The organism is Gryllotalpicola daejeonensis (genome assembly GCF_039538145.1).
Lineage (GTDB): Bacteria > Actinomycetota > Actinomycetes > Actinomycetales > Microbacteriaceae > Gryllotalpicola > Gryllotalpicola daejeonensis.
In genome coordinates this window covers 254,213-271,638 of sequence record NZ_BAABBV010000001.1, presented here as the reverse complement: position 1 = coordinate 271,638, position 17,426 = coordinate 254,213, and the positions used below count along the sequence as shown (strand labels likewise).

The 17,426-nt window shown below is 71.8% G+C and carries 11 protein-coding genes and 1 tRNA gene; 7 read left to right on the top strand and 5 right to left on the bottom strand.

Annotated features, from left to right (window positions below; genetic code table 11):
* Window positions 1–22: 22 nt before the first annotated feature.
* On the top strand, window positions 23–1,468 hold the full coding sequence (locus ABD736_RS01395) for an MFS transporter (RefSeq protein WP_344789953.1): 1,446 nt from the start codon (window positions 23–25) through the stop codon (window positions 1,466–1,468).
* Between the two features lie 50 nt (window positions 1,469–1,518).
* Here ABD736_RS01395 and ABD736_RS01390 read toward each other — a convergent pair whose 3' ends face one another.
* From ABD736_RS01390 to ABD736_RS01380, 3 genes are read right to left on the bottom strand one after another with little or no spacing between them, the layout of a single operon-like run.
* Window positions 1,519–4,989 (bottom strand): error-prone DNA polymerase, encoded by a 3,471-nt coding sequence (locus tag ABD736_RS01390; protein ID WP_344789952.1) that lies wholly within the window; start codon window positions 4,987–4,989, stop codon window positions 1,519–1,521.
* Between the two features lie 9 nt (window positions 4,990–4,998).
* Entirely contained in the window at window positions 4,999–6,630 is a 1,632-nt protein-coding gene (locus ABD736_RS01385) for a DNA polymerase Y family protein (protein WP_344789951.1), read from the bottom strand.
* Window positions 6,627–7,358, bottom strand: coding sequence for a hypothetical protein (locus ABD736_RS01380; RefSeq protein WP_344789950.1), 732 nt, complete (start codon window positions 7,356–7,358; stop codon window positions 6,627–6,629). Before ABD736_RS01380 ends, ABD736_RS01385 begins: the two co-directional genes overlap by 4 nt.
* A gap of 149 nt (window positions 7,359–7,507) precedes the next feature.
* On the opposite strand from ABD736_RS01380, the gene ABD736_RS01375 reads away from it, so the two are divergent.
* The 4 genes from ABD736_RS01375 to treZ all read left to right on the top strand — a co-directional run bounded on the left by ABD736_RS01375 (window position 7,508) and on the right by treZ (window position 13,948).
* The gene (locus ABD736_RS01375) at window positions 7,508–9,139 is read left to right on the top strand and encodes a SulP family inorganic anion transporter (protein ID WP_344789949.1); all 1,632 of its coding nucleotides are present in this window, start codon (window positions 7,508–7,510) and stop codon (window positions 9,137–9,139) included.
* An 80-nt stretch (window positions 9,140–9,219) separates the two neighbouring features.
* The gene (locus tag ABD736_RS01370) at window positions 9,220–10,053 is read left to right on the top strand and encodes an undecaprenyl-diphosphate phosphatase (protein WP_344789948.1); all 834 of its coding nucleotides are present in this window, start codon (window positions 9,220–9,222) and stop codon (window positions 10,051–10,053) included.
* Between the two features lie 50 nt (window positions 10,054–10,103).
* Entirely contained in the window at window positions 10,104–12,212 is a 2,109-nt protein-coding gene (gene treY / locus ABD736_RS01365; protein WP_344789947.1) for a malto-oligosyltrehalose synthase, read from the top strand.
* The gene (treZ, locus tag ABD736_RS01360) at window positions 12,209–13,948 is read left to right on the top strand and encodes a malto-oligosyltrehalose trehalohydrolase (protein WP_344789946.1); all 1,740 of its coding nucleotides are present in this window, start codon (window positions 12,209–12,211) and stop codon (window positions 13,946–13,948) included. The genes treY and treZ overlap by 4 nt, the downstream gene beginning before the upstream one ends.
* A gap of 108 nt (window positions 13,949–14,056) precedes the next feature.
* Here the strand turns inward: treZ and ABD736_RS01355 are convergent, their stop codons facing one another.
* Both ABD736_RS01355 and ABD736_RS01350 read right to left on the bottom strand, forming a co-directional pair.
* Complete coding sequence (locus tag ABD736_RS01355) at window positions 14,057–14,440, bottom strand: hypothetical protein (protein ID WP_344789945.1); 384 nt, start codon at window positions 14,438–14,440, stop codon at window positions 14,057–14,059.
* A gap of 107 nt (window positions 14,441–14,547) precedes the next feature.
* Window positions 14,548–14,632: transfer RNA gene (locus ABD736_RS01350), tRNA-Leu, on the bottom strand.
* A 167-nt stretch (window positions 14,633–14,799) separates the two neighbouring features.
* On the opposite strand from ABD736_RS01350, the gene ABD736_RS01345 reads away from it, so the two are divergent.
* Both ABD736_RS01345 and mshC read left to right on the top strand, forming a co-directional pair.
* A complete protein-coding gene (locus tag ABD736_RS01345; RefSeq protein WP_344789944.1) occupies window positions 14,800–16,110 on the top strand; it encodes a M20/M25/M40 family metallo-hydrolase in 1,311 nt (436 codons plus the stop codon).
* Window positions 16,110–17,360 (top strand): cysteine--1-D-myo-inosityl 2-amino-2-deoxy-alpha-D-glucopyranoside ligase, encoded by a 1,251-nt coding sequence (gene mshC, locus ABD736_RS01340; protein WP_344789943.1) that lies wholly within the window; start codon window positions 16,110–16,112, stop codon window positions 17,358–17,360. The genes ABD736_RS01345 and mshC overlap by 1 nt, the downstream gene beginning before the upstream one ends.
* Window positions 17,361–17,426 lie beyond the last annotated feature (66 nt).

Here is a 17,426-nt window from a genome sequence, read left to right as displayed (position 1 = left end):
AGCTCGGCATTCGGATGGAGTCATGAACGAAACCTCTGCGATCGCCGACGACAACGCCGAGCGCGCCTCCACGCTGTCCACGTCCGGAGCCATCGTGCTGCTGCTGGGCGGCATGCTGGGGAACTTCGTCTTCGGCGCCTCCACGATCGCGTTGCCCGAGATCGCGGCACGGCTGCACCTGGACGCCGGTACCGCGGGCCTGGTCGTCAGTCTCTTCGCGCTCGGCTTCGCGTCCTCACTGGTGTTCGGGGGCCGGCTGGGCGATCGCGTGGGACGTCGGATGCTGTTCCGGCTCGGTCTCGTCGCTCTCGCGGCGACGTCTCTCGCCGCCGCTGCCGCACCGGGAGGATTCGCGCTGCTCGTTGCCCGAGTGTTGCAGGGCGTCGCCGCGGGGCTGATGCTGCCGCAGGTGCTCTCGACCATCCAGCACGCTGCGACCGGAGTGGATCGCGCGCGATGGTTGGCGGGTTACGCCTTCGCGGTGGCGGCGGGGGCGACCGCCGGCCTGCTCGTGGCCGGCGCACTGGCATCCTTCTCACCCGAGGGGTGGCGTGCCCTGTTCGTCGTCATCGCTGCGATCAGCATCCTCGTGGTGGTGTGCACGCGCTCGGTGCCCGTCACCCGTTCGGCGCATACCGCGGGACTCGACCCGGTCGGCTCGGTGCTGTTCGCAATCGGAATCGCGACGATCCTGCTGCCGCTCTCACTCGGCCCGCAGCATGGCTGGCCGTGGTGGACAATCGCCCTGTTCGGCGTGTCCGCCGCAACGCTCATCGCCTTCGCGCTTTGGGAACGGCGCATCGATGAGAGCCGCGCCCTCGTGCCAGCCGCCGCCCTGCGCGAGCCCGTCCTGCTCGCCGGCCTCGCGATGACGACGATCTTCTTCAGCGGCTATGGTGCGTTCTTCTACCTGTTCTCGCTCAGCGCCGAGAACGGCATGGGCTTCTCGGCGCTCGGGGCCGCCGTCGCGCTCGTGCCGTTCGCTGTGGGATTCCTCATCGCTGCAACGCTCGCGCCACGCCTTGCCGCGGTGTGGCGGCCGGTGGCCAGGATGCGCTTCGGCGCGGCTGTGCAGGTGGCGATGCTGGTGCTCATCGCGATCATCCTCCTTGTGCAGTGGCCGACTCCGAACGAAGCGCTGCTGCAACCGGCGCTCTTCGTCTTCGGGGCAGCGCAGGCTGTCATGTTCACGCCGCTCATCTCGACGGTGATGAGCTCGGTCTCTCACCACATCGCCGGACTTGCGAGCGGGCTGTTCATGACAGCCCAGCAGCTGGCCACCGCGCTCAGCGTCGCGGTGCTCGGCGCGCTCTACACCGCCCTCGGATCGGGTGGCGTCGCGTTCGCGAGCTGCCTGTTTGTGGACGCGGCTCTCGGCGTGCTGTTCTTCGCGCTCGCCGGTCGAACTCAGTCAGGCTCGTCGACCGCGTCCACCGCGTCGACCGCCAGCGCGCTCGAGCCGCGGTAGCCCGATCTGCGGCCATGGGCGAGACGGGCCCACGGGATCGATGACCGTCACTACCCGAAGTCGCGGGACTTCGTCTTCGCCGCGAGCGGCAGCCGCTCGAGCTTGTCGGCGACGATGCTGATCACGCCCTCCGGGCTGCGCTCGAGGATGCCGCGTACGACCATCGCCGGGGCCTCGCGCGCGACCCGGCGATATTTCTGCCACACGCCGACCGAGACGATCACGTTCATGAGGCCGGTCTCGTCTTCGAGATTCAAGAAGGTGATGCCGGATGCCGTCGCCGGCCGCTGCCGATGCGTGACGACGCCCCCGACCTGCACTCGGCGGCCAGGCTCTGCCGTCATCAGGTCGACGGCCGAGAGCACGCCCCCGCCCCGGAGCACCTCGCGCACGTGCCGGATGGGGTGGTCGCCGGGTGCGACCCCCGTCGCCCAGAGGTCGTAGACGACCTGCTCCGCGGGGCTCAGCACCGGCAGCAGCGGGGGCTGCACGACGACCGCGGTACCCGGCAGATAGTCGCGGCGCTCGCGCGCGGCAGAGCCAGCCTGCCAGACCGCCTCTCGGCGGCTGAGGCCCAGCGACTCAAACGCCCCGGCGGCCGCGAGCGACTCGAGCTGCGTCGCATTCAGCCCCACCCGGCGGGCGAGATCGTGCAGATCGGCGAACGGCGCGAGTGATCGCTCGGCGACGATGCGCTCTGCGATGGCCTCGCCGATCGAGTTGACCTCGGCGAGGCCGAGCCTGACGGCGAAGTTCCCGTCGCGGCGGTGCGCCGCCGACTCGTCGGGGGCGCTGGGGTCGAAGGGCGTCGTCTCGTCGAGCACGTCGGGGTCGCCTGAGCCCGTCGCACGCCAGTGCAGGCACTCGTCCATTCCTGTGGGGGGCGCCGCGGCGCCGGCATCCGTCAGCGCCTCCAAATCGGCGTGCACGTTCGAGCGCATCAGATCGACGTTCAGCACGCGCACCCCGTGGCGAACCGCATCGCCCGTGAGCGACTGCGCGGAGTAGAAGCCCATCGGCTGGGCGCGCAGCAGGCCGGCGAGGAACGCCGCGGGGTAGTGCAGCTTGAGCCACGAGCTCGCATAGACGAGCAGTGCGAAGCTCAACGAGTGGCTCTCGGCGAAGCCGAAGCCCGCGAAGGCCTCGATCTTCTCGTAGATGCTCTCGGCGTCAGCGCCCGTGATGCCGTTGCTCGCCATGCCCTCGAAGAGCTTCGCGCGCAGCGTGTCGATCTTCTCGACGCCGCGCTTCGAACCCATCGCGCGCCGCAGCTGGTCGGCGTCGGCGGCCGAGCAGCCGCCGACGGCCATCGCCATCTGCATGATCTGCTCTTGGAAGAGCGGAATGCCGAGGGTGCGCCGCAGCACCGGCTCGAGCTTCGGGTGAAGATAGGTGACCGGCTCGACGCCCGTGCGGCGCCGGATGTAGGGGTGCACCGCCCCGCCCTGGATCGGCCCGGGCCGGATCAGCGCCACCTCGATCACGAGGTCGTAGAACCGCCGGGGCTTGAGCCGCGGCAGCGTGCCGAGCTGCGCGCGCGACTCGACCTGGAACACCCCGATGGCGTCGGCGCGGCAGAGCATGTCGTAGACGGCGGGCTCTTCCTTGGGCAGCGTCGCGAGATCCCACGCCTCGCCGACGCGGTCGCGCACGAGGTCGAACATGTACTGGATCGCCTCGAGCATGCCGAGCCCCAGCAGGTCGAACTTCACGAGCCCCATCCACTCGATGTCGTTCTTGTCCCATTGCAGCACCGTGCGCCCGTCCATGCGGGCGTGCTCGATCGGCACGACCTCGCCGATGGGCCGCTCGGTGAGCACCATGCCGCCCGAGTGGATGCCGAGGTGCCGCGGCGCGTGCATCAGCTGCATGGCGAGATCGATGACGGGCTGGGGGATGTCGTGGCCGGTGTCCGTCGAGATGTGAGCGCCCCAGCCCTCGACCTGCTTCGTCCACGCGTCCTGCTGGCCGGGGGAGTGCCCGAGCGCCTTCGCCATGTCGCGCACCGCCGCCTTGGGCCGGTAGCTGATGACGTTCGCGACCTGGGCGGCGTTGCGGCGGCCGTACTTCTCGAAGACGTGCTGGATGACCTCTTCCCGCCGCTTCGAGTCGAAGTCGACGTCGATGTCGGGCTCCTCTTCGCGCAGTGACGAGAGGAAGCGCTCGAACGGCAGGCGGTAGAAGATCGCGTCGACCGCCGTGATGCCGAGCACGTAGCAGACCGCGGAGTTCGCCGCCGAGCCGCGGCCCTGACAGAGGATTCCGCGCTGCTTCGCGAATTGCACGATGTCGTGCACGATCAGGAAGTAGCCGGGGAAGTCCTTGTCTTCGATGACCTTCAGCTCGTGGTCGAGCCGCTTCTTGATGTCTTCGAGCGGCGCCGGCCGGCTGCCCTCGGGGTAGCGCTCGGCGATGCCGGCCTCCACGAGCTTTCGCAGATGGCTCATCGGGGTCTCGCCGGGCGGCACGTTCTGCTGAGGCAGGCGCGGCTTCGCGGTGCGCAGTTCGAAGGCGAGATCGGATGCCACGTCGACGGTCGTCTCGACCGCCCCGGGGTACCTCGCGAACAGCCGGGCCATCTCGGCCCCGCTGCGCAGATGCGCCGCCCCCGCCGCCGGTAGCCAGCCGTCGAGCTCGTCGAGACTGCGGCGCGCCCGCACCGCGGCGATGGCGGTGGCGAGGGGCCGGTCGGCTGGCTTCGCGTAGTGCACGTTCCCGGTGGCGACCACGGGCAGCTTCCGCCGCTGCGCCAGCTCGTAGAGGGCGTCGTTGTGCACGCTCGCGAGCGGGTCGCCGTGGTCGAACAGTTCGACCAGCACGCTGTCTCGGCCGAAGAGCTCGATCAGGCGGTCGAGCTCGCGCCCTGCGGCATCCGTATTCAGTCCTGAGCCGTCGCCCGACGCGAGCGCCTGCCGGACCGCGCCCTTCCGGCACCCGGTCAGCACCAGCCATGCGCCCCGCGCGATGCCCGGCAGCGCGGCGAGGTCGTAGATCGGCCGCCCCTTCTCAGCGCCGCCCGCGAGCTGCGCGTCGGTGATGGCCGCGGCGAGGCGGTGGTAGCCCTCCTGCTTCCGCGCGAGCACGAGCAGGTGCGACCCCTCAGGGTCCGCGACGCCGTTCTGCGGCTCGGTGAGCCCGAGCGAGAGCTCGGCGCCGAACACCGTCGCGACCTGGCCCGTGTACGCCTCGGCCGCCTCTGCCATGCGCACCACGCCGTAGAGCCCGTCGTGGTCGGTGATCGCCAGCGCCGACAGGCGCAGCCGCGCCGCCTCTTCGAGTAGCGCCTCTGGATCGCTTGCACCGTCGAGGAAGCTGAAGTCGGAGTGCGCGTGCAGCTCGGCGTACGGCACGTACGGCCCGGTCTCGTAGTCGAGCCGGCGCGGAGTGACCGGCAGCCGCACCCTGGTCCAGGCGGGGGAGTCACCCCCGTCGGCATCCAGATCGGGCCCTGCCTTCCCGCGGCGGCCCGACAGCTTGCGCTCGAATTCCGACCACGGGATCGGCGGGTTGTTGAAGCCCATTACCGCCCCCTAGTCATAGCGCGCCTCTGCGAGCCACTGGCTGCCGTCGAACAGCAGCAGCCACGCGGTGCCGTCGGCGTCGATGACGCTGAAGCGGTGCACCCGGCGCGCGGTCGCCGCGTCCCACCAGCGCTCATCGACGGTCCACGGGCCGGCCCAGCCGCCGATCGGCCGGGCGAGCCGGAGCGCCTCGGCGTGCGATCCGACCGGCCGCGCCCCGGGGGCGGCGGCGAACAGGGCGGGCTCGCCCTCGACGAGCCCGCGGTCGGACACCGACACCGGCTCGCCGCCCTCGGTCAGCAGCGCGACGGCCACCCGCGGCAGGAAGACCGTCGCGGGCAGCGGGTCGGGCAGCGACCCCGGCCACGGCTGGCCGGCGCGCTCGGCCGTTCCGGCGGGGGAGCGGTCGCCCCACGGCACCATCACCTGCCGGTCGTCGAGCAGTCGGCCACCGCCGAGCGCGGGGGTCACGACGGCGTCGTGCCCGAGCATGCTCTGCACGCGCGAGAGCGCATGGTGCACGCGCTCGTCGGGGGCGTCGCCCCATAGGCCCTGTTCGTGGTGGTGCGCCGCATCGACGCTCTCCGGCGCGAACACGAGCTGCACCACAGGCGCCTCGAGCGCCCCGGTGCCCGGCCCGACCCCCTGCAGCTGCCAGCGCAGCCGGTCGACGAGGTCTGCCGCCGTGAACCAGCGCGGGTGCAGCCAGGTGCGCGAGTTCTCCGCGCCGTCTTCGGTCTGGATCGTCACCGTCACCGCGGTCGCCACCAGCTTCGCCTCGGTCAACCCCGCGATGACGTCGTCGGCGGTCTGCCGGGCGGCGAAGGCGAGCTGGTCGACGCGGTCGAGCCCCTCGTCGAAGATCAGTCGCCGCTCGAGCGCCCGCTGCGGCGCCCGCGGCACGACGACCTGCCCATCGCGGCCGGTCACGAGGGCGTGCACCCGCGCACCCGTCACGCCGAAGCGCTCGACGAGCTCGTCGGCCGCCATGCCCGCGAGCGCCCCGAGCGTCGGCAACCCGAGCCGGCGGCACAGCGCCGTGAACCCGTCGTCGCCCATGACCTGCACGGGCAGCCCGGCGAGGAAAGCGGGGGAGCCGCCCTCTGGCACGATGAGCACGGCCGGCCCAGAGCCATGAGCTGCCGACGGATGCCTGGCCGCCTGCTCTGCCGCGAAGGGGCCGTCTGCGACCCCCGCCTGCGCGTCGGGCACCCCGTGGTCGGCGAGCACGCCGAGCAGCACCTCGGCCGCCTCTGCCTCGCCGCCGTAGTAGCGCGCAGGGCCGCGCGACCGCAGCGCGCACATGCCGGGGCGGATCGGCTGCACGCCGGGCACCGTCTGCTCGATGGCCGCCAGCAGCGGCTCGAAGAACCGCGCATCGGCCTGCGGATCGTACGGAAGCACCATGAGCCCTGGGCAGCGCGCCTGCGCCTCGCGCACCCGCAGGCCGCGGCGCACCCCTGCCGCGCGCGCCTCTGCCGAGCAGGCGAAGACGAGCCCCTTCTCGATCAGCGCGATGCGGCTCTCGGCGATCGAGGGGTATTTGAGCAGCGCCGCCCTGATCGGCCAGTCGGGGCACCACAGCACGATCGAGCGCGTGAGCGACCCCTGGCCTGCGTCGCCCGACAGAGCAGAGCTCATGACACGCGCTCCCAATGCAGGGCGGGCACGGATGCCGCAGGCCGAGCCTCGCGACTGTAGTCACCCGGCAGCCGCAGCTGCGCGACCCGCGGCCGCCCGCCCCGCACCTCGGAGCGCACCGTCACGAGCCGCTCGCGCGGGTAGCCGTGCCCGCGCCCGATGCCGACCCAGCGACTCTCGGTCACGCTCAGCGTCGTCTCGGAGCCCGGCCACGCCGGCGCCCCCTCCGGCAGCAACGAGATCAGCACGGCGCCACGCTGCCTGAGCCGGGCGGCGAGCTTCGCGGCATCCGTATCGCTCACCCGGTCACCGGGGCGCACGACGACGATCGTGAGCGCATCGGCGAGGGCGGCCGTGACCGGCAGCCACGCGCGACCGGGCTCGCGCACGAGCACGAGGCGCCCGAGCTCGATGCCGAAGTGCGCGGCGGCCTCTGCGCCGAACTCGGGCACACCGACGACCCCGCACCATGCGCCGTCGGCGCTCGCGGCGGCCAGCAGCCCCATCATCAGCGTCATCGACCCCGCGACCGAATAGGCGGAGCCCGCCTGCAGCGCACCGCCGGGCAGCAGCGACAGGAAGGCAGGCAACGTGGGCAGCGCGCGGGTGTCGAGCTTGGTGCGCTCCATTCCCGAGATGCGCGCCTTGAGCTCGCGGATGCGCTCGAGATCGGCCTGCGCCTTCTCGAGGGCGCCACCACCCATCTCGACCGTGTTCCGCTGAGCCATCCCCACCCATCCATATTCGAATCAGCATTCGAATATGTCAAGGCGAGAAAATCGGATCACATCGAACCTGCCTCGAACACCCAGCAAGCCCACACGAGTCTCGCATGTGCCTCCGACACCGGCGCCGCCGCCCCAGCAGAATGGGCACCATGGCACTGCTCGCGGGCACGACCAGGCGCGGCTGGCGCGGTGAGGCGCTCATGGGCATCCCGCTCGCCGCCACCTCGGCACCGGTCGCGATGGCCTTCGCCCAGTTCGCCGGACTGCCGCCGGTCGCGGGTCTCTACGCCCTCATCGTTCCGGGCGTCGTCTTCGCCGTCTTCGCCACCACCGGGCGCCTCACCGCGGCGCCCGACGCCGTGGTGGTGGCCCTCATCGCGGCGACCCTCACGCCGCTCGCGCACCCCGCGACGGGCACCTACCTCGAGCTGGCCGCAGCACAGGCGCTGGCCGCAGGCGGCGCCTACGTGCTCACCACGATCTTCGGCCTCAGCCGCCTCACCCTGCTGCTGCCGCGCCCCGTGCTGCTCGGCGTCACCACCGCGGTCGTCCTCGATTTCCTGGTGCGCGAGATCGCGGCGATGTTCGGCATCAGGCTGGCCACGAGCGTGACGGCGGCCTCAGCCGACGGCTTCCTGCAGCACGCCGGTGCGCTCATCGCCCGGCTCGGCGCGGCGGATGTCTGGGCGATCGCCGTCGCCGCGGGGTCGCTGCTCATCCTGCTGATCGGCCGGCGCATCGCCCGGCGCCTGCCGTGGGAGCTCGCGGTCGCACTCGCCGCCTACGCGAGCTACCGCGTCTTCGATCTCGGCGCGCGCGGGGTGACGACCCTCGGAACGGTCGCGCGCGGCCGGCCGCCGCTCGGAGTGCCGGACCTCGACGCGGGGCAGTGGCTCGCCGTCACCCCCGGCGCCCTCATCATCGCCCTCGCCGCGCTCGCCCTGCATCAGGACGGCGACCCCGACTACGCGCGCGCCGGTGCACGTGACAGCTTCGCCTACGGGATCGCGAGTGCCGCGAGCGGGATCTCGGGCGGCTTCGCGCTCGGCCCGTCACCCGCCCGGCGCGCCCGCCTCGATGAGCTGCGGTCGAACGCGCAGCTGCCGACGCTGGTGGCCGCCGTGCTGGTGCTGCTGCTGGTCGTCTTCGGCGGCGACCTGCTCGGCGAGCTGCCCAGCCCCGTGCTCGCCGCGATCGCCGCCGTGGCCACCTGGCCGCTGCTGCGCCTGCGCGACGCGCGCGCCCTGTGGCGCGCCTCGAAGGGCGAGTTCCTGCTCGCGCTCATTACCTTCGCGGTGACACTCGCCGTCGGGCCGCTGTGGGGGCTCGCGGCGGCCGCAGCCATCGGGCTGCTGAAGCTGTTGCGCGGGGCATCCGTGCCGCCCATCGACGTCCTCGACGGCGACGGGCGCGCGATCGCCACGCTGCGCCCCGGTGCCCCGCCGCCGCGCCCCAGCGCCCCGGGAATCGTCATCGTGCGCCTCGCTGCGCCCGTCGATGCGGCGAGCGCCGCGACGCTCGCGCGCGGCATCCGTCTCGCCACCGCGGGCGACAGCCCCAGCATCCGCCACCTCGTCCTCGACGGCGAAGCGATCTCGGGAATCGATGCGACGGGCGCGGACGTGCTGCGCCGCGTGCTCGCAGACGTCGCCGCACGCGGCATCACCATCGACTACTGCCGGGCGCGCGCCGTGCTGCGTGTCGACCTCGAGCACCACGGCCTGCTCGGCGGCAGCCGCATCTTCCGCACCTGCCGCGAAGCGCTCGACGAGCTCGCCTGACGCCCCGCGGCCTGCGCGCCCGGTAGCCTGGGCCCGGCCGCCTGTGACCTTTCTCACAGGGCGCCCGAAAGGATTACCGCGTGAACCTGCTGCAAGCGATCATCCTCGGCGTCGTCGAGGGCATCACCGAGTTCCTGCCCGTCTCGAGCACCGGCCATCTCACGATCGCCGAGAAGCTGCTCGGTCTGCACGTCAACGACAAGGGGGTGACCGCGTTCACCGCGATCATCCAGGTCGGCGCCATCATCGCGGTCATCGTGTACTTCTGGCGCGATATCGTGCGCCTCATCGCCGCCTGGTTCCGCGGGCTCGCGAACCGCAATGCGCGCGGCGCCGACTACCGCCTGGCGTGGTTCGTGATCATCGGCACGATCCCGGTGGGCATCGTCGGCTTTCTCGGCCGCCACTTCATCTCGGGCCCGCTGCGCAACCTGTGGGTCGTCGTCGTCGCGCTCGTCGTGTGGAGCGCGGTCATGTGGTTCGCCGAGCGCGTGGCGCTCAAGCAGCGCAACGAGACCAAGATGAACCTGACGGATGCCGTCTTCATCGGCATCGTGCAGTGCTTCAGCCTCGTGCCGGGCGTCTCACGCTCGGGCGCCACGATCAGCGCCGGCCTGCTGCGCGGCCTCGACCGTGTCGCGGCGACCCGTATCTCGTTCTTCCTCTCGATCCCGGCGCTGGTCGCCGCGGGCGGCTTCGAGGCGCTCACCTCGGCGAGCGACATCTCGGCCTCGGTCGGTTGGGGTGCGACGATCGTCGGCACCATCGTCAGCCTCGTCATCGCGTACGTCTCGATCGCGTGGCTGCTGCGCCTCGTGCAGCGCCACCCGATCAGCGTCTTCATCTGGTACCGCGTCGCGCTCGCGATCGTCGTCGCCGCTCTGCTCGCCTTCGGGGTCATCAGCGCGACGTAGCCCTGTCAACGGTCTGCCGCTGAGATCGGCGCTTCCGTAACGTCGAGAAGGTGCCGGCCAACAGCTACCGACTGCAGCTCTCCTCAGAATTCACCCTGCGCGACGCCGCGGCCCAGGTGCCGTATCTTGCGCGACTGGGCGTCGACTGGCTCTATCTCTCGCCCCTGCTCGAAGCGGCCAGCGGGTCGTCTCACGGCTACGACGTGGTCGATCACGGACGGGTGGATGCCTCGCGAGGCGGCGCCGAGGGGCTGCGGCTCCTCGCTGAGACCGCGCACGCCGCCGGTCTGGGGGTGCTCGTCGACATCGTGCCCAACCACATGGGCGTCGCCGACCCCGAGGCCAACCTGTGGTGGCGCGACGTGCTCGAGCACGGGCAGGCCTCGCCGTTCGCTGCCTTCTTCGACGTCGACTGGGAGGCGGGCGACGGGCGTGTGAGGACCTGGCCCGACGAGGTGAATTACCGGCGCTTCTTCGCCGTCAACGACCTCGCCGCGCTGCGCGTCGAGGACCGGCGCGTCTTCGACGCCACCCACGGCGAGATCGTGCGCTGGGTCGAGGACGGGCTCGTCGACGGCCTGCGCGTCGACCACCCGGACGGGCTGCGCGACCCGGGCCAGTACCTCGAGCGTCTCGCCGACGCCGCCCACGGCGTACCGATCTGGGTCGAGAAGATCCTCGAGGGCGACGAGCAGCTGCCGCCGCAATGGCCGGCCCTGGGCACGACCGGCTACGACGCCCTGCGGCTGATCGACCGCGTGTTCATCGACGCCCGCGGCGAGGCAGAGCTGACCCGCGTCGCCGACGAATCGGCCGGCGCACCGCTCGACTGGCGCGCGATCGCCGCGGATCAGAAGCGCGAGGTCGCCCGCGGCATGCTGCACCCCGACGTGGCGCGCATCGCCCGCGAGCTCGGGGCGACGCCGGACGACGGCACCGAAGACGCGATCGTCGAACTCGCGGCGGCCCTGGGCGTCTACCGCACCTACCTGCCGTTCGGGGCCGAGCACCTCGAGCGCGCCGCGGCTGCGGCATCCGCTCACCGCTCTGATCTCGGCGACGCGATCGCGCGCGTCGCGCGCGCGCTCGGCGACCCTGCGAACCCGGGCGCCGCCCGATTCCAGCAGACGAGCGGCATGATCATGGCCAAGGGCGTCGAGGATTCCGCGTTCTACCGCTACCCGCGGCTCACCGGCCTCAACGAGGTCGGCGGCGACCCTTCCTGGTTCGCGGTCGGCGTCGACCAGTTCCATGAGCTGCAGGCGCAGCGGCTCGAGCGGCTGCCCGAGTCCATGACGACGCTGACGACCCACGACACGAAGCGCAGCGAGGACACCCGGGCGCGAATCGCGACGATCGCCGAGATCCCGGGGAAGTGGGCCGCGCTCGTGCGCAGCCTGCGCTCCCTCGTCGACACGGGCGACGCCCCGCTCGAAGAGCTCGTCTGGCAGGCGGTGCTCGGCGCGTGGCCGGCGACCCCCGAGCGTCTCGTCGACTACGCCCTGAAGGCGGCGCGCGAGGAGGGCGACGTGACGTCGTGGCTGCACCGCGACGAGGCCTTCGAAGCCCGGCTCGTCGAGCTGGTGCACGCAGCGTTCGACGACGAGCGCGTGCACCGGCTCATCGAGGACTTCTCGACGCGCATCACCCCGGCCGGCTGGAGCAACGGGCTCGGCATGAAACTGCTGCAGCTGCTCGGCCCCGGCATGCCCGACGTCTACCAGGGCACGGAGCGGTGGGACCGCTCGCTCGTCGACCCCGACAACCGGCGCCCGGTCGACTACGCGGCGAGCGCCGAGCTGCTCGCACGTCTCGACGGCGGCTGGCTGCCGCCGGTCGACGGGTCGGGAGCCGCGAAGCTGCTGCTGGTCTCGCGCGCGCTGCGCCTGCGGCGCGACCGCCCGGAGCTGCTGCGGGGGTACGAGCCGGTTCGGGCCGACGGCCCGAAGGCCGACCACCTCGTCGCCTTCGACCGCGAGGGAGTCGTCGCTCTCGCGACCCGCCTTCCCCTGACCCTCAAGGCGGACGGCGGGTGGAATGCCGACACCGTCGTCGCACTGCGCGGCCGCGACGAGCTGACCGGGCGCCGCTTCGACGGCCGCGTGCCGCTCGGCACGCTCTTCTCGCACTACCCGGTCGCGCTGGTGGTGACCGAGTGACCGATTTTCGCGTGTGGGCGCCCGATGCGGCATCCGTCGAGCTCGTCACCGAACCCGGCCACGTGACGCACGCGCTCGTGCGCGGCGACGAGGGCTGGTGGGGGCCGGATGCCGGTGCCCCAGCGCTTCGCAACGTCGAACGCTACGGCTATCTCGTCGACGGCGAGGGGCCGTTCCCCGACCCGCGCTCGCGCCGCCAGCCCGAGGGCGTCCATGGGCTCTCCGCGCCCTTCGACCCGGCGGCGTACGCATGGAGCGACGGCGACTGGCGCGGCCGCGAGGTGCTCGGGAACGTCATCTACGAGCTCCACCTCGGCACCTTCACACCGGAGGGCACACTGGACGCCGCGATCGGCCGCCTCGACCACCTGGTCTCGCTCGGGGTCGCCGCGGTCGAGCTGCTGCCCGTCAACGCCTTCAACGGCACGCACGGCTGGGGCTATGACGGCGTGCTGTGGTTCGCGGTGCATGAGCCCTACGGCGGGCCGCAGGTCTATCAGCGGTTCGTCGACGCGTGCCACGCGCGGGGCCTCGCCGTCATCCAGGACGTCGTCTACAACCACCTCGGGCCGAGCGGCAATTACTTGCCGAAGTTCGGTCCGTACCTGAGCGGGGCGACCGGCGTCTGGGGCGACGCCGTGAACCTCGACGGGCCGGGCTCCGACGAGGTGCGGCGATACATCGTCGACAACGCTCGGCACTGGCTCGTCGACCTGCACGTCGATGGGCTGCGGCTCGACGCGGTGCACGCGCTGCGCGACAGCCGCGCCGTGCATCTGCTGGAAGAGCTGGCCGCCGCAGTCGACGGCTGGCAGGCCGAGGCCGGCCGCCCGCTCACCCTGATCGCCGAGAGCGACCTCAACGATCCGCGGCTCATCCGCTCGCGCGCCCGGCACGGCTACGGCCTCGACGCACAGTGGGACGACGACGTGCACCACGCCGTCCACGCCAACGTCACCGGCGAGGCGACCGGCTACTACCGCGATTTCGCCACCCCCGAGGCCCTCGTCAAGGTGTTCGAGCGGGGGTGGTTCCACGACGGGACGTGGTCGAGCTTCCGCCGCCGGCATCACGGCCGCCCGCTCGATCCCGAGATCGGCTTTGAGCGGCTGGTGGCATTCGCGCAGGACCACGACCAGATCGGCAACCGCGCCGCGGGCGACCGGCTCGCGCAGCTCGTCTCGCCCGAGCTCGTCGCGGCCGCCGCCGCGCTCGTGCTGCTCGGGCCGTTCACCCCGATGCTCTTCATGGGCGAGGAGTGGGGTGCGACGACGCCCTGGCAGTTCTTCACCTCGCACCCCGAGCCCGAGCTCGGCCGCGCCGTCGCCGAGGGCCGCACCCGTGAGTTCGCCGAGCACGGCTGGGATCCTGCGACGGTGCCCGACCCGCAAGACCCGGCGACCTTCGAGCGCTCGCACCTCGACTGGAGCGAGGCCGAGCGCGAGCCGCATCGCATGCTGCTCGCGCTCTACCGCCGGCTGATCGAGTTGCGCCGCGAGATTCCGGCGGGCATGCGCGCGGTCGATGTCGCGTGGGATGCCGGCGCCGGCGCCTTCTCATTCACGAGAGGCGAGCTGCGCGTGACCGCCCTGCTGCGGCCCGGGCGCATCGAGGTGCCTGCAGAGCACGGTGTCGCGGCGTCCTTCGGCGACGTGGCTGCCCTCGGCGAGGCGGCGCAGGCTGAGGCATCCGTCACTCTCGCAGGCCCCGGCGTGGTCGTGACGCGCGTCGCCTGAGCAGGTCGTGCTCGCGGCATTCTCCGTCAGCAAGAGATTCGGGTGCACGGCCCGCGTCGCCCCGGATCTCTTGCCTACGGAGAGTCCCTCTGGGGCGATGCCCGGCGGCTATGCGACGGCGGGAACGAGCGGCTCGGGAAGCCGCCACACGGTCTCGGGCGCCAGCGCGACGATCGTGACCCGCACCATGCCGTGGCGGATCTCGGGCACGCGCTCGAAGCCCAGGCGAGTGCCGAGGGGAAGGGTCACGAGGCCGAAGCCGCGCAGATCGTCGATCGGGTCGAAGGTCAGCGGCCGGCTCACGGCGACGCGCAGGCCCGCAGTGGGGAATCCGTCACCGCCGACGCCGTCGAGCTCGTGGTCGAGCAGGGGAGCGGCACCGAGCAGCCGGGCGGCGGGCAGCACGAGCTCATAGCCGATCACGCCGTCGCCGACCCGGCGCACACAGCTGAAGACGGTGCGCTCGCGCGTCTGGTTCCCGGTCAATCCCACGACGCCACGGTAGGCGCGCGATGCAACAGCCGCCGAGCCCCAGTGCGGGGGCATCAGAGATCGCAGACAAAAAAGAACCCCTGGTCACCCAGGGGTTCTTTCGATTGTGCGCGAGGGGGGACTTGAACCCCCACGCCCTATACGGGCACTAGCACCTCAAGCTAGCGCGTCTGCCTATTCCGCCACCCGCGCGCACTTCCGGCGGCTCGAATCGCTTCAACCGCCGAAGAAAGACCTTAGCACGGTTTCGAGGGCGCCCCGTTCACGCGAGCGCCCTGCCGGGCACGACACGCGTCATGCCGCCGGTCACGCCGCGACACACGCCGATGCCCGCCGCAACCACCGGATAGCGTAGGTGCATGACCGACCTCGCCCGCCCCGACCTCGACGAGACCGCGATCATCGCGAGCGAGCTGATCCGCTTCGACACGACCAACTTCGGGGAGGGGAAGTCGAAGGGCGAGACCGAGGCGGCGGAATATGTCGCAGCCAAGCTCGAAGCCCTCGGCCTCACCCCGCAGCTGTTCGACTCGGCGCCGCGACGCACCAGCGTCGTCACCCGCGTGCCCGGCCGCAACAGCGACAAACCCGCGCTCGTCGTCCACGGCCACCTCGACGTCGTGCCGGCCGACCCCGCGCAGTGGACCGTCGACCCGTTCGCCGGCGAGATCAAGGACGGCATGCTCTGGGGCCGCGGCGCGGTCGACATGAAGAACATGGATGCCATGATCCTGACCGCCCTCGGCGACGTGCTCTCCGGCGGCGGCCAGCCCGAGCGCGACCTCGTCATCGCGTTCTTCGCCGATGAAGAGAACGGCGGCGGCTTCGGCTCGCACTTCCTCGCCCGCGAGCATCCCGAGCTCTTCGCCGGCGCGACCGAGGCGATCAGCGAGGTCGGCGGCTACTCGATCGACATCGAGGGCAAGCCCGCGTATCTGCTGCAGACCGGCGAGAAGGCCATGATCTGGGCGAAGCTCGTCGCCGAGGCGCCCGCCGGGCACGGCTCGCGGCTCGTCAAGCGCAACGCGGTCACCGAACTCGCCGAGGCCGTCGCGAAGATCGGGCGCCTCGAGTTCCCCGTGCAGCTCACCGAGACGACGCGCGAGCTCATCGCCGAGCTCGGGCGCATCCTCGGCACCGACCCCGAGCAGGTCGGCCCCGACGAGCTCGTGCTGCGCACCGGCTCGGCCGCCGGCTTCATTACGGCGACGCTGCGCAACACCGCCAACCCGACGATGCTCACGGCCGGCTACAAGTCGAACGTCATCCCCGAGCGGGCGGAGGCCCGCATCGACATCCGCCCCCTGCCCGGCCAGGAGGACGCGGTGCTCGCCCAGCTCGACGAGCTCATCGGCGAGAACGTGCGTATCGACCTCGTCGTGAAGGACACCGGCCTCGAGAACCCGACCACGGGCGAGCTCGTCTCGGCGATCGGCGCGACGCTCGAACGACACGACCCCGGCGTGCCGGTGCTGCCGTACCTGATGCCCGCGGGCACCGACAACAAGGCGCTGTCGACGCTCGGCATCCGCGGCTACGGCTTCGCGCCGCTCAAGCTGCCGGCCTCGCTCGACTTCCCGGCGATGTTCCACGGCATCGACGAGCGTGTGCCGCTCGAGGCTCTGACCTTCGGTCGCGCGGTCCTCGCCGACCTGCTCGCGAGCTACTGATGCAGGCGTGGCCGCGTCCGGCGCTTCCCGAGGTGCCCGGGCACAGCGTCGCGCCGCTCGTATACGACAGCGCGAGCGATGCGCTGGTCGCCGCCGAGCCGGCCGGCGACACCGCGACGCTGTACCTCTGCGGCATCACGCCCTACGACGCGACGCACCTGGGGCATGCGGCGACCTACCTCGCCTTCGACACCCTGCAGCGCGTGTGGCGCGACGCCGGCTACGCGGTGCGGTACGCGCAGAACGTCACCGATGTCGACGACCCGCTGCTCGAGCGCGCGTCCCGCGACGGCGTCGACTGGCGCGAGTTGGCGGCGAGCGAGGTCGAGGGATTCCGCGCCGACATGACCGCGCTGGGAATCATTCCCCCCGACGCCTACGTCGCCGTCACCGAGCGCATCGAGCCGACGGCCGTTGCGGTCGCCGAGCTGCTGGCGCAGGGTGTCGCCTATCGGGTGGCCGCGCCCGAGGCATCCGATGACAGCGACGGGCACGACATATATTTCGATGCGACGGCGGCGACGGATGTCTCGCCCTGGCATCTCGGGCAGGAGAGCCGCCTCGATCGCGACGCCATGCTCGCAATCTTCGCCGAGCGCGGGGGAGACCCCGACCGCGAGGGAAAGCGCGACCCGCTCGACCCCCTGCTGTGGCGCGCCGCGCGCGACGGCGAGCCCTCGTGGGAGTCGCCCGTCGGCACCGGCCGGCCGGGGTGGCACATCGAATGCTCGGTCATCGCCCTCGACGAGCTCGGTGAGACAGTGACCGTACTCGGCGGCGGCTCGGACCTGCTGTTCCCGCACCACGAGTTCAGTGCGGCCCACTCATCTGCGCTGACCGGCGAGCCCGCGGCGCAGTTGTATGCCCACGCCGGCATGGTCGCCTATCAGGGCGAGAAGATGTCGAAGTCGCTCGGGAACCTGGTCAAGGTGAGCGAGTTGCGCGCGGCTGGGGCCGATCCGCGCGGCATCCGGCTCGCCCTGCTCGCGCACCACTACCGCGACGACTGGGAGTGGACCGACGCCTCCCTGCCCGAGGCGCTCGAGCGCCTCACCCGCTGGCAGGCTGCGGCAACCGCCTCTGACCACCGGCCGCCGGCGCAGTTCGCCACGCTGGCCGAGCTGCGCGAGGCGCTGCACCGCGACCTCGACACCCCGGCAGCGCTCGCAGTGGTCGACGCGGTGGCGGCCGGCGGCCTCTCGCCCGAGCTGCGCTCAGGCATCCACCTGCTCCTCGGCATCGAGCTCTAGCGAACGCGCACCTGCCCTTCCCGCCGCACACTTGCACGAGAGCACCAATGCTGCAGAGCGAGCACC

Excerpts from the sequence above, each read along its gene's own strand:
- ABD736_RS01395 (WP_344789953.1), top strand. The coding sequence starts at position 23 with ATGAACGAAACCTCTGCGATCGCCGACGACAACGCCGAGCGCGCCTCC.
- ABD736_RS01390 (WP_344789952.1), bottom strand. The coding sequence starts at position 4,989 with ATGGGCTTCAACAACCCGCCGATCCCGTGGTCGGAATTCGAGCGCAAG.
- ABD736_RS01385 (WP_344789951.1), bottom strand. The coding sequence starts at position 6,630 with ATGAGCTCTGCTCTGTCGGGCGACGCAGGCCAGGGGTCGCTCACGCGC.
- ABD736_RS01380 (WP_344789950.1), bottom strand. The coding sequence starts at position 7,358 with ATGGCTCAGCGGAACACGGTCGAGATGGGTGGTGGCGCCCTCGAGAAG.
- ABD736_RS01375 (WP_344789949.1), top strand. The coding sequence starts at position 7,508 with ATGGCACTGCTCGCGGGCACGACCAGGCGCGGCTGGCGCGGTGAGGCG.
- ABD736_RS01345 (WP_344789944.1), top strand. The coding sequence starts at position 14,800 with ATGACCGACCTCGCCCGCCCCGACCTCGACGAGACCGCGATCATCGCG.
- mshC (WP_344789943.1), top strand. The coding sequence starts at position 16,110 with ATGCAGGCGTGGCCGCGTCCGGCGCTTCCCGAGGTGCCCGGGCACAGC.